Origin of the sequence: Pseudomonas corrugata, assembly GCF_001269905.1 — a bacterium.
Taxonomy (GTDB): domain Bacteria; phylum Pseudomonadota; class Gammaproteobacteria; order Pseudomonadales; family Pseudomonadaceae; genus Aquipseudomonas; species Aquipseudomonas corrugata.
Map to the genome: position 1 here is coordinate 916856 of NZ_LHVK01000003.1, position 19121 is coordinate 935976.

Consider the following 19121-nt stretch of genomic DNA (forward strand, 5'->3'; position numbering starts at 1 on the left):
ATGGCCTGGCCGGCATCGTCAACCTGGAGGTTGGCGCTCCCGACTGGCAGGCCTTTGCATTTTTTCTGGATGGATGGGCATGAGCGATAGCGTAGAACTCTTCACTGACGGCGCCTGCAAGGGCAACCCCGGTCCGGGCGGCTGGGGTGCGCTGTTGGTCTTCAAGGGCGTGGAGAAGGAACTCTGGGGGGGCGAAGCCAATACCACCAATAATCGCATGGAACTGATGGGCGCCATCCGCGGCCTGGAGGAACTCAAGCGACCCTGCGACGTGCTGCTGGTGACCGACTCGCAGTACGTGATGAAAGGCATCAACGAGTGGATGGCCAATTGGAAGAAGCGCGGCTGGAAGACCGCCGCGAAAGAACCGGTCAAGAATGCCGACCTCTGGAAGCTGCTGGACGAGCAGGTCAGCCGCCATAACGTGACCTGGAAGTGGGTTCGCGGGCACATCGGCCACCACGGCAACGAACGGGCCGACCAGTTGGCCAACCGTGGGGTGGATGAGGTGCGGGGTTACAAGCAGGCCTGATGCTTCAGCAAAGCCCCCTGCGGCGAGGGGAACCCTGGGAGCAAAGCTTGCTCGCGAAACAGACGCCTCTATTTCAAATACCGCATCGCCTGCATCGCGGGCAAGCCATGCTCCCACAGGTCCGACTGCGGCAGTTTTCCTTGGGCGTGTTACCATCCCCGCCTTTGCAAGCACGCCCGTTGAGAGCTGAACACTGATGGCCAACAGATCTGTAGTACTGGATACCGAAACCACCGGCATGCCGGTGACCGATGGTCACCGGATTATCGAGATCGGCTGTGTCGAGCTGATCGGTCGGCGGCTGACCGGTCGCCACTTCCATGTCTACCTGCAACCGGACCGCGAAAGCGACGAGGGCGCTATCGGTGTCCACGGTATTACCAACGAATTCCTGGTGGGCAAGCCGCGTTTCGCCGAAGTGGCCGATGAATTCTTCGAGTTCATCCAGGGCGCGCAGCTGATCATTCACAACGCGGCATTCGACGTTGGCTTCATCAACAACGAATTCGCCTTGATGGGGCAGCACGACCGGGCCGACATCAGCCAGCATTGCTCCATTCTCGACACCTTGCTCATGGCTCGCGAGCGGCACCCGGGGCAGCGCAACAGCCTCGACGCCTTGTGCAAGCGTTATGGCGTCGATAACTCCGGCCGTGAACTGCACGGCGCCTTGCTCGACTCCGAGATTCTTGCCGACGTCTACCTGACGATGACCGGCGGTCAAACCAGCCTCTCCCTTGCTGGCAACGCGTCGGACGGTAATGGCTCCGGCGAAGGCTCGGGTGGCCGGGCCAGCGAAATTCGTCGTTTGCCCGCCGACCGTCAGCCCGCCCGGATCATTCGTGCCAGTGAAACCGACCTGGCCGAACATGCCGCGCGCCTGGAAGCCATCGCCAAGTCCGCTGGCGCCCCGGCACTGTGGACGCAGTTGGCTGAAGCCGGCCAGTGAGGAATTGACGATTGAACCCCTGTGGGAGCGAGCCTGCTCGCGATAGCGGTCGAACAGTCACTCACGAGATGACTGGCGCACCGCTATCGCGAGCAGGCTCGCTCCCACAGGGGACAGCAGTGTCATTGTTCATTGTTCATTTCTCGCCACAATCGCCAGTACCTTCTAACCTGAGGTAACGGCAATCCATGGGTAGCCGTTTGATGTATACAGTTTCGAGAGGCAAGGGTAATGGATTGCAACGTGCCATTGGTTGGCTCAAGGAATGAGGACCTATACCAGTATGCAGTCGGTCATGAATCCCAAACACCCAGGCCTGTCCGTGCGGGTCGTCGATGACGGCTTCGCTGCGTACATATGGGGCAGTGATTTCAGTTTTGAAGTCAGCGCCTATGGCGCGGCGCAGATCGGCCAACCCGTGAGCCAATGGCCGGTAACGCCCATTGTTCCCTATCAAAAGTGCTATGGCATCGACCCGGAAGAGTTCAGCAGCTTTCACGATGCCCCTGACAGCGAAATCTTCATGGCCTATCTGGATGACCAGCCGGTGGGGCACCTGGTGATCAGTACCAACTGGAACGGCGTTGCCCACATCGACGAACTGGCGGTGCATGCCCCGGCCCGTCGTCATGGGGTGGCCAAGGCTCTGCTCGACGTGGCGCAATTCTGGAGCCGCAAGAAAAAACTCCCGGGGATCATGCTGGAAACCCAGAACAACAACCTGGGTGCCTGCCGGCTCTATGAGCGCTGCGGTTATGTCCTCGGCGGCATCGATCAATTGCGCTATCGCGGAATTGACCGGCATACCGCCGAAGTGGCGCTGTTCTGGTACCGGTTGTTCGACGATCCGCTGGGTATGTCGGTCAATGGTTCAGCAATGCCTCGGCTTGTTCCGTAACCAGCTCCAGCAGCGATTGAAGCGTGGGTGACGCGGGCGCGCCGGTCAGGCGCAGGGCATAGAGGCAGATGGGAATGGCGGGTGACACCGGGCATACGTCCAGCCCGCCATCCTTGGCGCCCGAGGCGGTAAAGGGATCGACGATGGCCAGGCCTTCGCCGGCCTCGACCATGGCGCGCATCATCTGGTGGGTCTGGACGCGGATCTGGATTACCGGTGCCGGGTGCAGCGCTCCGAGTTTATTGTCGAACACCGGGCTCAGCGGATCCTGGCCGTCGAGCCCCACCAGCGACTGGCCAGCGAGATCCTGAAGAGAAATGTACTTTTGCCGCGGCTGCAGCCAGCCGTGAGGGGCCAGCAGTTGCAGTTTTCCCTGGGCGATCATCTGGCAGTGGATGTCCGGATGCTCGGGGTCGTGCAGGCTCAGACCCAGATCGCTGTCGCGCAGCAGCAGGCTGCGGACGATGTCGCGGGTTGGCTGGCTGAGTAGCGTGCAAGGCGCATCAGGATAGCGGCGGCGCAGGGCGGCCATGCTTCGCGGCAACAGTTGCTGGGCCAATGGTGGGGTGCAGATGATCCGCAGGGGTGGCGCCTGGTAGTGTTTCAAGCTGCTGGCCAACCGCTGTATCGGCTCGAGGGCGTCATACACGCCCGTGATGCCATCGCGCAATTCAAGGGTTTCGCGAGTAGCCTGCAATCGTCCGCGCACACTGGCGAACAGCATGAAGCCCAGTTGAGCTTCGGCATCGCGCAGGGTCGACTCGACGTCAGCGACCGGCAATTGCAGCCATTCGGCCGCCGTGCCCAAGTGGCCGGTCTGCAGCAGCGCCTGGATCACTTCGATGTGGCGTAGTCGCATGCAAGAAGTCCGTGTGCGGCGGGAGAGCCATTGAATGGCTGAATCCTAACCCAAGTCCGGGCATGACTTCTGCTTATGTCATAAAGCTATTTGCGTTTCGGGTTCGCGCACCAATTCAATGCCGGACTGTACCAGCAGGAACCTGTCCTCATCGAGCTTGCTGACCCGATCACCGATGGCCAGTTTGTAGGTGGTGACAGGCTCCTTGCCGTTTCCGTCCGGCGACGGGGTCGATTCCTGGAATTCATGCACCGAATAGACGCGACCTTCGGCGTCCCGCGCATGAAATTGTCCGACAAGTACTGCTGCCATTGCTTAGAACCTCTGGAAATAGATCACTCGATTTACGGTTCTGTAGACCTTGCCCATGCGCGGTAAGTTTTCCTACAAGAAAAAAATAGTCCAAGCGGCCGGTTTTCGACTTTCCGCTGGTCCAATAATCCGCCCGATCATCTATAAGTAGAGTCCCCTTTGATCCCTAGCCGAGAACATCCAATGAGTAATGTCTATACAGTGGCCGTTTTAGTGGGAAGCCTGCGCAAGGCGTCGATCAATCGCAAGTTGGCACTGGCACTGGCGGATCTGGCGCCTGCCAACCTGAAGCTGGAGATCGTCGAGATAGGCGACCTGCCGCTCTACAACGAAGACATTGATGCCTCGCCCCCGGCTGCCTACAGCACCTTCCGCCAGCAGGTGGGCGCAGCCGACGCTTTGCTGTTCGTCACCCCGGAGTACAACCGTTCCGTGCCGGCACCGTTGAAGAACGCCATCGACGTCGGTTCGCGTCCCTACGGCCAGAGCTGCCTGAGCGGCAAGCCGGGTGCGGTGATCAGCGCCTCGCCGGGCGCCATCGGCGGTTTTGGCGCCAATCACCATCTGCGCCAGTCCCTGGTGTTCCTCAATGTGCCGTGCATGCAGCAACCCGAAGGCTACCTGAGCAATGCCGGTACGGCGTTCGATGAGGCGGGTCATGTGTCGGAGTCGGTGAAGCCGTTCCTGCAGACATTCATCAATGCCTATGGCCAGTGGGTCGAGCAGCACAAAAAGGCTTGATGTCCTTGGTGCCTTAGGCAAACAACTTCCTCTGTGGCGAGGGGATTTATCCCCGTTGGAGCGCGCAGCGGTCCCAAAGCTTTTAGGGCTGCGTCGCATCCCTGCGGGGCGTTTCGACGTTTCGCTAAATTCCCTCGCCACAGGTTTATCTCTCGCTTCAGATCCCCCGTCTACTGTCAGCTCTGACAGTAGACGCCTTCACCCCGGCGCGTCCTAATAATCCCGTGGCGAGGGAGCTTGCTCCCGCTGGACTGCGAAGCAGGCCCTTCCCACCGTCATTGCGTTTCTACTGCTTTATTGGCGGCCCCTCAACCAGCCGAGGTGTACCCCCATGGAAAAGCGATTTCCCCCACGCTATTCACCAGACAGCCAACCGCTTGCCGGCCTTGAGTCGCCCTGGTTTCCGGGCTGGACGCTTTTCGTCGAGGATTATGACGCGGGCATTCCGGCCAGGCTGGTGGAGGGAGGACTGCTATGCATCGTCGATCCCTGGACCCAGATGGAGGTCGGTGATGTTTTCCACCTTTACTGGAAGGACAAAAAAAGGGGACGCATTTATTTTCGTAAGAGTAAGTCCGATGTAGGACACAGCTGCACCGGGCTACACCGCCTTGCGCCATTGCCTACAACTGCGCCAGAATCCGCCGGCTTGTGCGCCTGGGGCGCGGGTTCTATCGTTTGCCGGTCGCTGACAAATCAGCGATCGGGTTTAGCGACCCGGATCATTCTAGGCACATGAGCGCTCCATGCTTCATGGCAGATATGACTGCAATGACGTTATGGCGGCTGTATGTGGGAGACCTTCGGGTCTACCGGGTGCCTATGACCGGTTCGCTAACCTGCGTGCAGCTGCCACCCATTTCTGTTTAGCGACAGTTTTTGGTGGCTTCACCCCATAGGAGCTTCAATCATGTTCAAACCAACACCCAATCCGCCGGACACCGATCCAGACTCAACGACCTTCGACGACGCCGCCAAGCGCGCCCTCGACTTCTACCTCAAACCCGAGTCCGACACGAATCCGCCGCCAGGCAAGCTCTTCACCCTTGTGAATGGCATCGACACGGAGTGCCTGCTCGCGAACCTCAGTGAAACCCTGGCCTCTGCGGACGCCATGATCAGCGACCTGGCCTTCGAACTGGACGGCTCGCGACGACATGTAGCGTTGGGCATTCAGCAATTGATCGAGCTGGGCGGATTACTGGCGAACCGGGCGCTGGATAACGTCGATCCGCGCTAGCAGGCACACCCCATCCCCCTGTGGCGAGGGGATTTAGCGAAACGTCGCAGCGCCCCCTGATTCTATCTGGCATATCGAGTTGCTGGATTTTAGGGCTGCTTCGCACCCCAGCGGGGATGAATCCCCTCGCCACAGGGGGGCTTGCAGCACCAATCGCCGCTTTACTGAATATTCGAGTTTCCATATATTCGTCCTTCGCTTCCCCAGACTGTTTTCCGTCATGTCCAATCCCCACAATCCCGTCGATGTCTTCAAGGCCCTTGCGGATGACACCCGGACCCGCATTGCGCTGCTGGTGGCCCGCGAGGGGGAGTTGTGTGTCTGTGAGCTCACGGCCGCGCTGGACCTGAGCCAGCCGAAAATCTCCCGGCACCTGGCGCAGTTGCGTCATGCCGACCTGCTCAGTGATCGGCGGCAAGGGCAGTGGGTCTATTACCGTCTGCACCCACAATTGCCTTCCTGGATCAGCACCTTGCTGCAGCAGGCCCTGGCGGCCAATGCGGCCTGGCTGGCGGCGGATGTCGAGCGCCTGGCGGCGATGACCGATCGTCCGCTGGCGCGTTGCTGCTGACGCTGCTTATCAATCCCTCTTTCCAAGGCTGTAACGCATGCTTGTCGCGTCATTGATTTTCCTGCTGACCATAACCCTGGTGATCTGGCAGCCCAAAGGGCTCGGCGTTGGCTGGAGCGCGACGTTCGGCGCGCTGCTGGCGTTGTTGAGCGGGGTAGTGCAGATTTCCGACATCCCGCTGGTGTGGCAGATCATCTGGAATGCCACCGGTACCTTTGTCGCGCTGATCATCATCAGTCTGTTGCTGGACGAGGCGGGTTTTTTCGCCTGGTCGGCGCTGCACGTGGCCCGGTGGGGGCGGGGCAGTGGACGCAAGCTGTTTGCTTACATGGTGCTGCTCGGTGCCCTGGTGTCGGCGTTGTTCGCCAATGACGGCGCGGCGCTGATCCTCACGCCTATCGTGATTTCCATGCTGCTGGCCCTGCGGTTTTCCCCGGCGGCGACGTTGGCTTTCGTGATGGGGGCCGGTTTCATTGCCGACACCGCGAGCCTGCCGCTGGTGGTATCGAACCTGGTGAATATCGTCTCGGCGGACTTCTTCGGCATCGGCTTCAACCGCTACGCGGCGGTGATGGTGCCGGTGAACCTGGTGGCCGTGGCGGCCAGCCTGGCGATCCTGATGTGGTTTTTCCGCCGCGATATCCCCCGTGACTACGACCCGCATCAACTGGACGATCCGGCCCGTGCCATCCACGACACCGCCACGTTCTACGCGGGCTGGGCCGTGTTGGTGATTCTGCTGCTGGGGTGCTTTGCCCTGGAGCCCCTGGGCATTCCCATCAGTGCCATTTCGGCCGTCTGCGCCGCGTTGCTGCTGGCGGTTGCGGCACGCGGTCACAAAATTTCCACCCGCAAGGTCATGAAGGAAGCGCCGTGGCAGATCGTGATCTTTTCTCTGGGCATGTACCTGGTGGTCTATGGCCTGCGTAACGCGGGGCTGACCGACCACTTGGCCCGCTGGCTCGACGCTTTCGCCGGTTATGGTGTGTGGGGCGCGGCGATAGGCACCGGGGTATTGACGGCGTTGCTCTCGTCGGTCATGAACAACCTGCCGACGGTACTGGTCGGCGCGTTGTCTATCGATGCCAGCCAGGCCAGTGGCGCCGTGAAGGAAGCGATGGTCTACGCCAATGTCATCGGCAGCGACCTGGGGCCGAAGATCACGCCGATCGGCAGCCTGGCAACGCTGCTATGGCTGCATGTGCTGGCGCGCAAGGACATCCGGATTGGCTGGGGGTATTACTTCAAGGTTGGGGTGGTGTTGACGGTGCCGGTGTTGCTGGTGACGTTGGCGGCGTTGGCGTTGCGTTTGTCCTTTTAGACCGTAGCGACGCTATCGCGAGCAGGCTCGCTCCCACAGGGGGTATGACAAACACAAAACTTGTGTTCACTGAAGATCCGTTGTGGGAGCGAGCCTGCTCGCGATGGGGGCCGCCCAGGCAGCACAAAACTCAACCATTGCCCGGCACATCCGGCCACGGATCCGCCACCAGAAACACCCGCTCGGCCTCTTCCCACTCACCTTCGGCGTTTTCACTCAGGCGCACCATCAGCTGTGCGGGCGCCATTGGGTCCAGGGCCATTCGCCAGGCGTCCAGTTGAGCAGTGCTCCAGGTCTGCTCCGCCGGATAGTGGGCCGGCGCCAGCCAGGCGGCGCGGGGCAGGGGTTGCCAGCGGCCGGGCGGACGCTGGGCAATGAACGCCGGCCAGTCCCGCTGGCGCAGCCAACTGCCCCGCAGGTGCCTGGGGTGCGCGCCGCTTGGCGGTTCGGCCTGTCCGGGCCAGGGATAGAGCAGGTAGCCCCCCAGCCACAGCTCGGAGCGAAACAGCTCGAGCCCCGACGGTTCAATGCCCAGGGCTGCCAAGGCTTCACGGCTTTCCGGGCGCGCCGAGATCGGCAGCTGGTGTTCCCGCAGATGAGTCAGTTTACGGTCGAGCCGGTCATGACAGCCCGGACCGAGCCACTGCGCGGTGTCCCGGCCATCGCCCTGTTGAGGTCCGAGGTACAGCTTGATCGCCAGTTCCAGGTGATGGATGCCATCTTTATCGCGCAGCAGCAGGTCGAGTTCACCCAGGGTCTGGCCTTCGCGGCGGATCGGCAGGTTCGCGGCGATCAGCTCGATGCCCGGCGCATGCTGCACGGCAAACTGCCACAACCGCTCGTAATAGAGGCCCAGGCGCTGGGTCCGCCCCTGGGACAGCCAGTGCAGCAGCGGGTAGCTGTCGCGGTCCAGCTGCTGCAGCCACTGTTCCAGTCGGTGAGGGTGTTGCACCCAGTCGCTGCCGGTCAGGGGATGACGTTGGGGCCAGGGCGTGTCGATGAGCATCGGCGGGGCCAGTATCACCCACGCAAGATCGCGCACCTCGGGATGGCGCAAGCGACGGGGCAGGTCCAGCAATTCGGGAAAGAGGATCATTTTGCGAGCATAGCCTGTAGAGAAGGCTTAAAGAATTTTGTCTATGGGCCGCTTTCGCCCATAATCGGGTTTTTCGCCCGCCGCAGACCCTCGCAGGAGCCCCATGGAGCAATTTCGCAATATCGGCATCATCGGTCGCCTGGGCAGTTCGCAGGTCCTGGACACCGTTCGCCGCCTCAAACGTTTTCTCCTGGAGCGACACCTGCATGTGATCCTCGAAGATACCATCGCCGAAGTGCTGCCGGGCCATGGCCTGCAGACGTCGTCGCGCAAGATGCTCGGCGAGGTCTGCGACATGGTGATCGTGGTCGGCGGCGACGGCAGCCTGCTGGGGGCCGCACGAGCCCTGGCGCGGCACAACATTCCGGTGCTGGGGATCAACCGCGGCAGCCTCGGTTTCCTGACCGATATCCGCCCCGACGAGCTGGAAACCAAAGTGGCCGAGGTGCTCGACGGCCACTATCTGGTGGAAAACCGCTTCCTGCTGCAGGCCGAGGTCCGCCGTCACGCCGAAGCCATCGGCCAGGGCGACGCCCTCAACGACGTGGTGCTGCACCCCGGCAAATCCACGCGCATGATCGAATTCGAGCTGTACATCGACGGCCAGTTCGTCTGCAGCCAGAAGGCCGACGGCCTGATCGTTGCGACGCCCACCGGTTCCACCGCCTACGCGCTCTCCGCTGGTGGCCCGATCATGCACCCCAAGCTCGACGCCATTGTGATCGTACCCATGTACCCCCATACCTTGTCTGGGCGACCCATTGTGGTCGATGGCAACAGTGAGCTGAAAATCGTCGTGTCCAAGGATATGCAGATCTACCCGCAAGTGTCCTGCGACGGCCAGAACCATTTCACCTGCGCGCCGGGTGACACCATCACCGTCAGCAAGAAGGCGCAGAAGCTGCGCCTGATCCATCCACTGGATCACAATTACTACGAAGTCTGCCGGACCAAGCTCGGCTGGGGCAGTCGATTGGGAGGTAGAGGCGACTGATGCTCGATCCTGCGCGCAGTTACGATCTGATCGGTGACGTGCACGGATGCGCCCTGACCCTGGAACACCTGCTGGACCGACTCGGTTACCACAAGCAGGGCGGGGTCTGGCGCCATCCGTCGCGCATGGCCGTGTTCCTGGGCGATATCATCGACCGTGGGCCGCGGATCCGCGAGGCGTTGCATATCGTCCACGACATGGTCGTGGCCGGCCAGGCGTTGTGCATCATGGGCAACCACGAGTTCAACGCCCTGGGCTGGAGCACGCCGGCACTGCCGGGCAGTGGCCAGCGGTATGTGCGTGAACACACGCCGCGCCATGCCCGCCTGCTCAATGAAACCCTGACCCAGTTCGAGCAGTACCCCGGTGAATGGCACGATTTCCTCCAGTGGTTCTATGAACTGCCGCTGTTTATCGATGCCGGGCGCTTCCGGGTGGTGCACGCCTGCTGGGATGCCGGCCTGATCGAGCCGTTGCGTGGTCTGTTCCCGGACGCCCGGATCGACGAACACTTTCTTCAGGCCTCGGCGCAGGCGGGCAGTTTCGCCTGCACGGTGTTCGACCGCCTGCTGCGTGGCACCGACATGCGCCTGCCCCATGGCATGACCCTGACCGGTGGCGATGGCCTGACCCGCTCGTTCTTCCGCACCAAGTTCTGGGAGGACGATCCGAAAACCTATGGGGACATCGTGTTCCAACCCGATGCCTTGCCCGAGCCGGTGGCACGCAGGCCACTGTCTCCGGATGAAAAGAACAACCTGCTGCGCTACGGCGTCGATGAGCCTTTGCTGTTTGTCGGTCACTACTGGCGCAGCGGCAAACCCGCGCCGATCCGCGCGAACCTGGCGTGTCTGGACTACAGCGCGGTGCTCTACGGCAAGTTGGTCGCCTATCGGCTGGACCAGGAAACCCACCTGGACCCGCACAAGTTCGTCTGGGTCGATGTGGAACGGCCGGAGGTGGTGAAGTGAGCCTTGTCGCAGTGTTGCGCCTGCCTTTGACCGTGGACCTGAGCGGCTTCGTCAAGCTGTTGCAGCGCATGCAAGTACCCCATCGCGTCAGCGAAGAGGCGGGGGAGCAGGTGCTCTGGGTGCCGGACGAGATCGGTGAAGACGTGCGCTCCCTGTACGCGCGTTTTCCGGTGGGCGATCCGGAGCAACTGTTGGAACTCCCGGCCATGGGCACTGGCTCGCGGCGGCCCGGGATCGTCGAACAACTGACCCGCAGCCCCGTTACCACCCTGGTGCTGTTGCTGAGCGTGATCGTCAGCGCCGTGACTCTGCTGGGGGACAATCTCCAGGCCCTGCGGTGGCTGACCTTCCTGGAATTTCGCGTCGTCGGCGACTACATCCAGTTCTCGCCCCTGGCCGACAGCCTGGCTGCGGGGCAGTGGTGGCGCCTGGTGACACCGATGCTGATTCACTTCGGTTTTCTGCACATTGCCATGAATGGCATGTGGTACTGGGAACTGGGGCGGCGGATCGAAGCGCGCCAGGGCAGCATCAACCTGCTTGGACTGACGCTGCTGTTCAGCCTCGTGTCCAATTTCGTCCAGTACCTGGTCAGCGGCGCGACGCTGTTCGGTGGTTTGTCCGGTGTGTTGTACGGCCTGCTGGGACACTGCTGGATCTATCAACTGCTGGCGCCCAACCCGGCCTATCACTTGCCCCGCGGGGTGCTGGTGATGATGCTGGTGTGGCTGGCGCTGTGCCTGTCCGGGCTGGTCTCGATGATCGGTTTCGGAGAAATCGCCAACGGGGCCCACGTCGGCGGCCTGCTCGTCGGCTGCTTCACGGGCTTGTTGGGTGGGCTCTTCGCCCGCCGTAAAATGCCCCGGCAATGATACGAATGCCCCAATAGTCAGCTTAACCTTTTTTATTATTGGCACTTAAACGAACGCGCGGAGACCCCATGTCCTCGTTCAACGAAATGATCCAGAACATCACCCCCGACATCTACAAGAGCCTGAAGCTGGCCGTGGAAATCGGTAAATGGGCCGATGGCAACAAGCTCACCGCCGAGCAACGCGAGTTGTCGTTGCAGGCAATGATCGCCTGGGAAATCCAGAACCTGCCCGAAGAAGAGCGCACCGGCTACATGGGCCCGCAGGAGTGCCATTCGAAATCGATCGAAGTGCCGAACCTCCTGTTCAAGTCGGATGCCATCCATTGATCGAGATTGGCCGCGGTGCAATCAGCAAGATGTCGGCACGCCTGGACGGACCGACCGTTCAATATGCCTTTCGCCTGGGTGATGTCGAGGTGCCGGTCAACCCGTTGATCGGCAGCACGGTGCGCCTGGAGTTCCTTGGCGCGATCCACTGCAGCCACTGCGGACGCCGGACCAAGACCAGCTTCAGCCAGGGTTATTGCTACCCCTGCATGACCAAGCTGGCGCAATGCGATGTGTGCATCATGAGCCCCGAGCGCTGCCATTTCGACGCGGGCACCTGCCGTGAGCCGGCGTGGGGCGAGCAGTTCTGCATGACCGATCATGTGGTGTACCTGGCCAACTCTTCGGGGGTGAAGGTCGGGATCACCCGTGCCACGCAACTGCCGACCCGCTGGCTGGACCAGGGTGCGAGCCAGGCGCTGCCGATCCTGCGGGTTGCCACCCGTCAGCAGTCGGGGTTCGTCGAAGATCTGTTCCGCAGCCAGGTAGCGGACAAGACCAATTGGCGCGCCTTGCTCAAGGGCGATGCCGTCGCGGTGGACCTGCCGCGGATCCGCGACTCGTTGTTTGAAAGTTGCGCCCAGGGATTGCAGGGCTTGCAGGAACGATTCGGCCTGCAGGCGATCCAGACCATAGCGGACGTCGAACCCCTCGAGATCCGTTATCCGGTGGAGCAATACCCGGCCAAGATCGTCAGTTTCAACCTGGACAAGGACCCGATTGCCGAAGGCACGCTGCTGGGGATCAAGGGCCAGTACCTGATTTTCGACACCGGCGTGATCAACATTCGTAAATACACGGCTTACCAGCTCGCCGTGCATCAGTAGAAGGATTCGACCCATGCGCACCGAACAACCGAAGATGATCTACCTGAAGGACTATCAGGCGCCCGAGTACCTGATCGACGAGACACACCTGACCTTCGAGTTGTTCGAGGACCACAGCCTGGTCCATGCGCAACTGGTGATGCGTCGCAACCCCGAGCGGGGGGGCGGGCTGCCGCCGCTGGTGCTCGACGGGCAGCATCTGGAGCTGGTCTCCATCAAGCTCGACGACACCGACCTGGGGTCGGGCGACTACCAGTTGGACGACAGTCACCTGACCTTGCAGCCCAAGGTCCCGGCGTTCACGGTCGACACCACTGTGCGGATCCACCCGGAAACCAACACGGCCCTGGAGGGCCTGTACAAGTCCGGCGGCATGTTCTGCACCCAGTGCGAGGCCGAAGGTTTCCGCAAGATCACCTACTACCTCGACCGTCCGGACGTCATGAGCACGTTCACCACCACCGTGGTGGCCGAGCAGCATAGCTATCCGGTGCTGCTGTCCAACGGCAACCCGATTGCCAGCGGTCCCGGCGAAGACGGCCGGCATTGGGTGACCTGGGAAGATCCGTTCAAGAAGCCCGCTTACCTGTTCGCCCTGGTGGCCGGTGACCTGTGGTGCGTCGAAGACACCTTCACCACCATGACCGAACGCACCGTGGCGCTGCGCATCTATGTCGAGCCGGAAAACATCGACAAATGCCAGCACGCCATGACCAGCCTGAAGAAGTCCATGCGCTGGGACGAGGAGGTGTACGGCCGTGAGTACGACCTGGACATCTTCATGATCGTCGCGGTCAACGACTTCAACATGGGCGCCATGGAGAACAAGGGCCTCAATATCTTCAACTCCAGCGCGGTGCTGGCCCGTGCCGAAACCGCCACCGACGCCGCGCACCAGCGGGTCGAGGCCATCGTCGCCCATGAATATTTCCATAACTGGTCGGGCAACCGCGTGACCTGTCGCGACTGGTTCCAGCTGTCGCTCAAGGAAGGCTTTACGGTGTTCCGCGACGCCGGGTTCTCGGCCGACATGAACTCCGCCACCGTCAAGCGTATCCAGGACGTGGCCTATCTGCGTACCCACCAGTTCGCCGAAGACGCCGGTCCCATGGCCCATCCGGTGCGCCCGGACAGCTTCATCGAGATTTCCAACTTCTACACCCTGACCGTGTACGAGAAGGGCTCGGAAGTGGTCGGCATGATCCACACGCTGTTGGGAGCTGATGGTTTCCGCAAGGGCAGCGATCTCTACTTCCAGCGCCACGACGGCCAGGCTGTGACCTGCGATGACTTCGTCAAGGCCATGGAAGATGCCAACGGTGTCGACCTGACCCAGTTCAAACGCTGGTACAGCCAGGCCGGTACGCCACGGCTGGCGGTCAGCGAGTCCTACGACGCGACCGCCAGGACCTATAGCCTGACTTTCCGCCAGAGCTGCCCGCCGACCCCGGACAAGGCGGAAAAACTGCCGTTCGTGATTCCCGTCGAGCTGGGCCTGCTGGACAGCCAGGGCGCCGGGATCCCGCTGCGCCTGACCGGCGAAGCGACGGCAAACGGCACATCCCGGGTGATCTCGGTGACCGAAGCCGAACAGACCTTCACGTTTGTCGACATCGCTGAAAAACCGCTGCCTTCCTTGTTGCGGGGCTTCTCGGCGCCGGTGAAGCTGAGCTTCCCCTACGACCGCGACCAATTGATGTTCCTGATGCAGCACGACAGCGACGGCTTCAACCGTTGGGATGCCGGCCAGCAACTGTCGGTGCAGGTGTTGCAGGAACTGATTGCTCAGCATAAGAAGGGCGAGAGCCTGGTGCTGGACCCGCGTCTGGTCAGCGCATTGCGCACGGTACTGTCGGATGAAACCCTGGATCAGGCCATGGTCGCGGAAATGCTCTCGCTGCCAAGCGAAGCCTACCTGACGGAAATCAGCGAAGTGGCCGACGTCGAGGCGATCCATGCCGCCCGTGAGTTCGCTCGCCAGCAACTGGCCGACAACCTGTTCGAGGCCTTGTGGTTGCGCTATGAGGCCAACCGCGACCTGTCGAAACGCACGCCCTATGTGGCCGAAGCCGAGCATTTTGCCCGCCGTGCGTTGCAGAACATCGCCCTGTCTTACCTGATGCTGACCGACAAGCCCGAAGTGCTGAGTGCCACCCTGGAGCAGTTCGACAGCGCCGACAACATGACCGAACGTCTCACGGCGCTGGCGGTGCTGGTCAATTCGCCGTTCGAAACCGAGAAGGCCCGGGCGCTGGAAGTGTTCGCGGAAAACTTCAAGGGCAACCCGCTGGTGATGGACCAGTGGTTCAGTGTCCAGGCCGGCAGCCCCCTGCCGGGAGGCCTGGAGCGAGTCAAGGCGTTGATGGAGCACCCGGCGTTCAACCTCAAGAACCCGAACAAGGTGCGGGCACTGATCGGTGCGTTCGCCGGGCAGAACCTGATCAACTTCCACGCCGCCGACGGCTCGGGTTACCGCTTCCTGGCGGACCTGGTCATCCAGCTCAACGGCTTCAACCCGCAGATCGCCTCGCGGCAACTGGCACCGCTGACCCGCTGGCGTAAATACGACAGCGCCCGTCAGGCGCTGATGAAAGCCGAGCTGGAGCGCATCCTGGCGTCCGGCGCGCTGTCCAGCGATGTGTTCGAGGTGGTGAGCAAGAGCCTGGCTTGACCTTGATGCCGTGGTTTACCTGGTGAACCGCGGCGCTCTAATCGCGAGCAGGCTCGCTCCCACAGTGGATCTTCAGTGAACACACATCGTGTGACCAACCGAGACCCCTGTGGGAGCGAGCCTGCTCGCGATTGGGCGCACCACAATGCCGGTTCTGAAATAATCGCTTATCACCCCACCGAATACCCCGCCATTCACCCCCTGCACCAACCCCCCTGGTTAACAAAAGATAACGTGGCGTCGATTGTCAGGCCTTCCGAAAGCCCGATAGGATAGGTCAGCTTCCGAAGTGGCTCTAGATTGCAGGTTTGCGCCCCGATCGAGCTGCCTACGGCGCCCTGAAAGGTCGAATGGCCTAACAATAATAATGGGGGAAAAGGTCTATGAACGAGCCTGTCATGGCCGTGGGTCGCGCCCGCCAGCCGGTGCTGCGCCGAGTCGCGTTGCTGGCCTCGGCGCTCTCGCTGCTGGGCTCTGTGGGGTTGTCGGCACCGGCGCTGGCCGTTGCAGCCACGACAACCGATGTCATCTATTCGGTCGAATCGGCCAAGGCCAGCAAGACCCTGATGCTCGACGTGGTTCACGCCGGCCAGCGCCTGGTGGCGGTCGGGGATCGTGGGCACATTGTCTATTCGGACGACCAGGGCGCTTCCTGGACCCAGGCCAAGGTGCCGACCCGGCAACTGCTCACCGCCGTTTTCTTCGTCGATGACAAGCATGGCTGGGCCGTGGGGCACGACGCGCAGATCCTTGCCAGCGAAGACGGTGGCAGCACCTGGACCCGGCAGTTCGAAGACCTCACCCGTGAAGCGCCGCTGCTGGACGTCTGGTTCAAGGATGTCCGTCAGGGTTTCGCCGTGGGCGCGTACGGTGCGTTGCTCGAAACCACCGACGGTGGCAAGCACTGGGAAGACGCCAGCGACCGTCTCGACAACGAAGATCAGTTCCACCTCAACGCCATCGCGGCGGTAAAAGACGCCGGGCTGTTCATCGTCGGCGAGGCTGGCAGCATGTACCGCTCCGCCGACTGGGGCCAGACCTGGGAGAAGCTCGAAGGTCCGTACCAGGGCTCGCTGTTCGGCGTCATCGGCACCGCGCAGCCTTCGACGCTGCTGGCCTACGGCTTGCGCGGCAACCTCTATCGCTCCACCGATTTCGGCGGCTCCTGGGAGCAGGTCGAGCTCAAGGTCGCCCGGGGTACCCTGGAGTTCGGCTTGTCAGGGGCGACCTTGTTGCCGGACGGTTCCATCGTGATCGTCGGCAACGGCGGCAGCGTGGTGCGCAGTACCGACGACGGTGTGAGCTTCAGCGTCTTCAACCGTCCGGACCGGATTTCCGTGGCAGCCGTCACGGCGGCGGGTAATGGCAACCTGGTCCTGGCCGGACAGGGCGGCGTGCGCACCACCACGGCCAGCGGCGCTGAACTGAACAAATGAGCCGCGGATATGAGTCGGGCACAATAACAAGAAGGCGGACCCCATGAGCAGTCATCACCAAGACAAGGCGACGTTCCTCGAGCGCCTGATTTTCAACAACCGCCCGGCAGTGATCGTCATTTGCCTGCTGGTCAGCGTTTTTCTGTTCTGGCAGGCCACGCTGATCCGTCCTTCCACCAGCTTTGAGAAAATGATCCCCCTCAAGCATCCGTTCATCGAGAAGATGCTCGAACATCGCAACGACCTGGCGAACCTTGGCAACACGGTGCGGATTTCCGTGGAAGCCACCAACGGCGACATCTTCTCCAAGGACTACATGGAGACCCTGCGCCAGATCCATGACGAGGTCTTCTACATACCCGGCGTCGACCGTTCCGGCCTCAAGTCACTGTGGAGTCCGAGCGTGCGCTGGACCGAAGTGACGGAAGAGGGCTTCGCCGGCGGCGAGGTGATTCCCCAGAGCTACAACGGTTCGGCCGACAGCCTCGACCTGCTGCGCAACAACGTGCTCAAGTCCGGCCAGGTCGGGCGCCTGGTGGCCAACGATTTCAAATCGAGCATCGTCGACATCCCGTTGCTGGAGTCCTACCCGGATCCCCAGGACCAGGGCAAGTTGCTGAAACTGGACTACCAGAAGTTCTCCCACGAGCTCGAAGACAAGATCCGCCACAAGTTCGAAGTCCAGAACCCCAACGTACAGATCCACATTGTCGGATTTGCGAAGAAGGTCGGTGACCTGATCGATGGCCTGATCATGGTGGTGATGTTCTTCGGCGTGGCCTTCGTTATCACCCTGGTCCTGCTGTACTGGTTCACCCACTGCATGCGCAGCACCATCGCGGTGTTGAGCACCACGTTGGTGGCAGTGGTCTGGCAGTTGGGGCTGATGCACGCGGCCGGGTTCGGGCTGGATCCCTATTCGATGCTGGTGCCGTTCCTGATTTTCGCCATCGGGATTTCCCACGGGGTGCAGAAAATCAACGGCATTGCCTTGCAGTCCAGCGAGGCTGACAACGCTCTGACGGCTGCGCGGCGCACCTTCCGGCAACTGTTCCTGCCGGGGATGATCGCGATCCTGGCGGATGCGGTGGGTTTCATTACCTTGCTGATCATCGACATCGGCGTGATCCGCGAGTTGGCCATCGGTGCGTCCATCGGCGTGGCGGTGATCGTGTTCACCAACCTGATCCTGCTGCCGGTGGCCATTTCCTACGTCGGCATCAGCAAGCGCGCCATCGAGCGCAGCAAGAAAGACGCGACGCGCGAGCATCCGTTCTGGCGGTCGCTGTCGAACTTCGCCAGCGCAAGGGTCGCGCCGGTGTCCATTGCCCTGGCGGTGCTCGCCTTCGGTGGTGGTCTCTGGTACAGCCAGAACCTGAAGATCGGCGACCTCGACCAAGGGGCCCCGGAACTGCGTCCCGACTCGCGCTACAACCAGGACAACAACTTCATCATCAGCAACTATTCCACCAGTTCCGACGTGCTGGTGGTGATGGTCAAGACCAAGGCCGAAGGCTGCTCGCGCTATGAAGCCATGGCACCGATCGATGACTTGATGTGGAAGATGCAGAACACCGAGGGCGTGCAATCGGCGATTTCCCTGGTGACCGTGTCCAAGCAGATGATCAAGGGCATGAACGAGGGCAACCTGAAATGGGAAACCCTGTCGCGCAACCCAGACGTGCTGAACAACTCCATTGCCCGAGCCGATGGCCTGTACAACAACAACTGCTCCCTGGCACCGGTGCTGGTGTTCCTCAACGATCACAAGGCCGAGACCCTGGACCGTGCAGTGAAGGCGGTGCAAGCCTTCGCCCAGGAAAACAACCGCGAGGGCCTGGAGTTCATCCTGGCCGCCGGTAACGCCGGCATCGAAGCGGCTACCAACGAAGTGATCAAGGAGTCGGAACTGACCATCCTGATCCTGGTGTACATCTGCGTGGCGACCATGTGCATGATCACCTTCCGCTCCTGGGCGGCGACCCTGTGCATCGTGCTGCCGCTGGTGTTGACTTCGGTGCTGGGCAACGCCCTGATGGCCTTCATGGGCATTGGCGTGAAAGTCGCAACCCTGCCGGTGGTGGCGCTGGGGGTGGGGATTGGCGTGGACTATGGGATTTACATCTACAGCCGCCTGGAAAGCTTCCTGCGGGCCGGGTTGCCGTTGCAGGAAGCTTATTACCAGACGCTGAAGTCCACCGGCAAAGCCGTGCTGTTCACCGGCTTGTGCCTGGCGATCGGGGTGTGCACCTGGATCTTCTCGGCCATCAAATTCCAGGCGGACATGGGGTTGATGCTGACCTTCATGCTGCTGTGGAACATGTTCGGCGCGTTGTGGCTGCTGCCGGCATTGGCGCGGTTCCTGATCAAGCCGGAGAAGCTGGCGGGGCAGAAAGGTAATTCGTTGTTTGCCCACTGACTGATACCTGTGGGAGCAAAGCTTGCTCGCAATTGCGATAAGCCAGCAACAATGTTGATTGGTCTGTCGCTATCGCGAGCAAG

The 19121-nt window shown here is 61.5% G+C and carries 19 protein-coding genes; 16 read left to right on the forward strand and 3 right to left on the reverse strand.

Translation table 11 applies throughout. The features are described 5' to 3' along the window. The first annotated feature begins 79 nt into the window (after nucleotides 1-79). The 3 genes from rnhA (at nucleotide 80) to AD665_RS04515 (ending at nucleotide 2379) form a co-directional block, all read left to right on the forward strand. Nucleotides 80-532 carry a ribonuclease HI gene (gene rnhA / locus AD665_RS04505; RefSeq protein ID WP_024776996.1) on the forward strand — a complete coding sequence of 151 codons (453 nt, stop codon included), beginning with the start codon at nucleotides 80-82 and terminating at the stop codon, nucleotides 530-532. A 196-nt stretch (nucleotides 533-728) separates the two neighbouring features. After that, nucleotides 729-1481, forward strand: coding sequence for a DNA polymerase III subunit epsilon (gene dnaQ, locus AD665_RS04510; protein WP_053191097.1), 753 nt, complete (start codon nucleotides 729-731; stop codon nucleotides 1479-1481). A gap of 283 nt (nucleotides 1482-1764) precedes the next feature. After that, complete coding sequence (locus tag AD665_RS04515; protein ID WP_024776994.1) at nucleotides 1765-2379, forward strand: GNAT family N-acetyltransferase; 615 nt, start codon at nucleotides 1765-1767, stop codon at nucleotides 2377-2379. Here the strand turns inward: AD665_RS04515 and AD665_RS04520 are convergent. Continuing rightward, nucleotides 2345-3238 carry a LysR family transcriptional regulator gene (locus tag AD665_RS04520; protein WP_053191099.1) on the reverse strand — a complete coding sequence of 298 codons (894 nt, stop codon included), beginning with the start codon at nucleotides 3236-3238 and terminating at the stop codon, nucleotides 2345-2347. The genes AD665_RS04515 and AD665_RS04520 overlap by 35 nt on opposite strands. A 78-nt stretch (nucleotides 3239-3316) precedes the next feature. Continuing rightward, nucleotides 3317-3550, reverse strand: coding sequence for a hypothetical protein (locus AD665_RS04525; protein ID WP_024776992.1), 234 nt, complete (start codon nucleotides 3548-3550; stop codon nucleotides 3317-3319). A gap of 183 nt (nucleotides 3551-3733) precedes the next feature. On the opposite strand from AD665_RS04525, the gene AD665_RS04530 reads away from it, so the two are divergent. From AD665_RS04530 to AD665_RS04545, 5 genes are all read left to right on the forward strand, one after another. Further along, entirely contained in the window at nucleotides 3734-4291 is a 558-nt protein-coding gene (locus tag AD665_RS04530) for an NADPH-dependent FMN reductase (RefSeq protein WP_024776991.1), read from the forward strand. A 331-nt stretch (nucleotides 4292-4622) separates the two neighbouring features. Next, nucleotides 4623-5030: a hypothetical protein gene (locus AD665_RS27315; protein ID WP_147460414.1), complete on the forward strand. Its 408-nt coding sequence runs from the start codon at nucleotides 4623-4625 to the stop codon at nucleotides 5028-5030. 171 nt (nucleotides 5031-5201) lie between these two features. After that, the gene (locus AD665_RS04535; RefSeq protein ID WP_053191101.1) at nucleotides 5202-5531 is read left to right on the forward strand and encodes a DUF6124 family protein; all 330 of its coding nucleotides are present in this window, start codon (nucleotides 5202-5204) and stop codon (nucleotides 5529-5531) included. Nucleotides 5532-5751: 220 nt separating this feature from the next. Next, nucleotides 5752-6102 (forward strand): metalloregulator ArsR/SmtB family transcription factor, encoded by a 351-nt coding sequence (locus tag AD665_RS04540; protein ID WP_024776988.1) that lies wholly within the window; start codon nucleotides 5752-5754, stop codon nucleotides 6100-6102. Between the two features lie 37 nt (nucleotides 6103-6139). Continuing rightward, entirely contained in the window at nucleotides 6140-7423 is a 1284-nt protein-coding gene (locus AD665_RS04545; protein ID WP_053191103.1) for an arsenic transporter, read from the forward strand. Nucleotides 7424-7553: 130 nt separating this feature from the next. Here AD665_RS04545 and AD665_RS04550 read toward each other — a convergent pair whose 3' ends face one another. After that, nucleotides 7554-8519, reverse strand: coding sequence for a DUF1853 family protein (locus AD665_RS04550; RefSeq protein ID WP_024776986.1), 966 nt, complete (start codon nucleotides 8517-8519; stop codon nucleotides 7554-7556). Between the two features lie 103 nt (nucleotides 8520-8622). On the opposite strand from AD665_RS04550, the gene AD665_RS04555 reads away from it, so the two are divergent. The 8 genes from AD665_RS04555 (at nucleotide 8623) to AD665_RS04590 (ending at nucleotide 19038) form a co-directional block, all read left to right on the forward strand. Continuing rightward, nucleotides 8623-9513 (forward strand): NAD(+) kinase, encoded by an 891-nt coding sequence (locus AD665_RS04555; protein ID WP_024776985.1) that lies wholly within the window; start codon nucleotides 8623-8625, stop codon nucleotides 9511-9513. Further along, nucleotides 9510-10484, forward strand: coding sequence for a metallophosphoesterase (locus AD665_RS04560; RefSeq protein ID WP_392396982.1), 975 nt, complete (start codon nucleotides 9510-9512; stop codon nucleotides 10482-10484). Before AD665_RS04555 ends, AD665_RS04560 begins: the two co-directional genes overlap by 4 nt. Further along, nucleotides 10481-11356: a rhomboid family intramembrane serine protease gene (locus AD665_RS04565; protein WP_024776983.1), complete on the forward strand. Its 876-nt coding sequence runs from the start codon at nucleotides 10481-10483 to the stop codon at nucleotides 11354-11356. The genes AD665_RS04560 and AD665_RS04565 overlap by 4 nt, the downstream gene beginning before the upstream one ends. Before the next feature lie 68 nt (nucleotides 11357-11424). After that, complete coding sequence (locus AD665_RS04570) at nucleotides 11425-11685, forward strand: YeaC family protein (protein ID WP_024776982.1); 261 nt, start codon at nucleotides 11425-11427, stop codon at nucleotides 11683-11685. Beyond that, nucleotides 11682-12512: a DUF2797 domain-containing protein gene (locus AD665_RS04575; protein WP_024776981.1), complete on the forward strand. Its 831-nt coding sequence runs from the start codon at nucleotides 11682-11684 to the stop codon at nucleotides 12510-12512. Before AD665_RS04570 ends, AD665_RS04575 begins: the two co-directional genes overlap by 4 nt. A gap of 13 nt (nucleotides 12513-12525) precedes the next feature. Continuing rightward, nucleotides 12526-15183, forward strand: coding sequence for an aminopeptidase N (gene pepN, locus AD665_RS04580; protein ID WP_053191107.1), 2658 nt, complete (start codon nucleotides 12526-12528; stop codon nucleotides 15181-15183). Between the two features lie 383 nt (nucleotides 15184-15566). After that, complete coding sequence (locus AD665_RS04585) at nucleotides 15567-16619, forward strand: WD40/YVTN/BNR-like repeat-containing protein (RefSeq protein WP_053191109.1); 1053 nt, start codon at nucleotides 15567-15569, stop codon at nucleotides 16617-16619. 43 nt (nucleotides 16620-16662) lie between these two features. Beyond that, the gene (locus AD665_RS04590; protein ID WP_024776978.1) at nucleotides 16663-19038 is read left to right on the forward strand and encodes an efflux RND transporter permease subunit; all 2376 of its coding nucleotides are present in this window, start codon (nucleotides 16663-16665) and stop codon (nucleotides 19036-19038) included. The last annotated feature ends 83 nt before the right edge of the window (nucleotides 19039-19121 follow it).

Excerpts from the sequence above, each read along its gene's own strand:
- AD665_RS27315 (WP_147460414.1), top strand. The coding sequence starts at position 4,623 with ATGGAAAAGCGATTTCCCCCACGCTATTCACCAGACAGCCAACCGCTT.
- AD665_RS04520 (WP_053191099.1), bottom strand. The coding sequence starts at position 3,238 with ATGCGACTACGCCACATCGAAGTGATCCAGGCGCTGCTGCAGACCGGC.
- AD665_RS04555 (WP_024776985.1), top strand. The coding sequence starts at position 8,623 with ATGGAGCAATTTCGCAATATCGGCATCATCGGTCGCCTGGGCAGTTCG.
- AD665_RS04570 (WP_024776982.1), top strand. The coding sequence starts at position 11,425 with ATGTCCTCGTTCAACGAAATGATCCAGAACATCACCCCCGACATCTAC.
- AD665_RS04525 (WP_024776992.1), bottom strand. The coding sequence starts at position 3,550 with ATGGCAGCAGTACTTGTCGGACAATTTCATGCGCGGGACGCCGAAGGT.
- AD665_RS04585 (WP_053191109.1), top strand. The coding sequence starts at position 15,567 with ATGAACGAGCCTGTCATGGCCGTGGGTCGCGCCCGCCAGCCGGTGCTG.
- dnaQ (WP_053191097.1), top strand. The coding sequence starts at position 729 with ATGGCCAACAGATCTGTAGTACTGGATACCGAAACCACCGGCATGCCG.
- AD665_RS04515 (WP_024776994.1), top strand. The coding sequence starts at position 1,765 with ATGCAGTCGGTCATGAATCCCAAACACCCAGGCCTGTCCGTGCGGGTC.
- AD665_RS04535 (WP_053191101.1), top strand. The coding sequence starts at position 5,202 with ATGTTCAAACCAACACCCAATCCGCCGGACACCGATCCAGACTCAACG.
- rnhA (WP_024776996.1), top strand. The coding sequence starts at position 80 with ATGAGCGATAGCGTAGAACTCTTCACTGACGGCGCCTGCAAGGGCAAC.
- AD665_RS04530 (WP_024776991.1), top strand. The coding sequence starts at position 3,734 with ATGAGTAATGTCTATACAGTGGCCGTTTTAGTGGGAAGCCTGCGCAAG.
- AD665_RS04545 (WP_053191103.1), top strand. The coding sequence starts at position 6,140 with ATGCTTGTCGCGTCATTGATTTTCCTGCTGACCATAACCCTGGTGATC.
- pepN (WP_053191107.1), top strand. The coding sequence starts at position 12,526 with ATGCGCACCGAACAACCGAAGATGATCTACCTGAAGGACTATCAGGCG.
- AD665_RS04540 (WP_024776988.1), top strand. The coding sequence starts at position 5,752 with ATGTCCAATCCCCACAATCCCGTCGATGTCTTCAAGGCCCTTGCGGAT.
- AD665_RS04590 (WP_024776978.1), top strand. The coding sequence starts at position 16,663 with ATGAGCAGTCATCACCAAGACAAGGCGACGTTCCTCGAGCGCCTGATT.
- AD665_RS04550 (WP_024776986.1), bottom strand. The coding sequence starts at position 8,519 with ATGATCCTCTTTCCCGAATTGCTGGACCTGCCCCGTCGCTTGCGCCAT.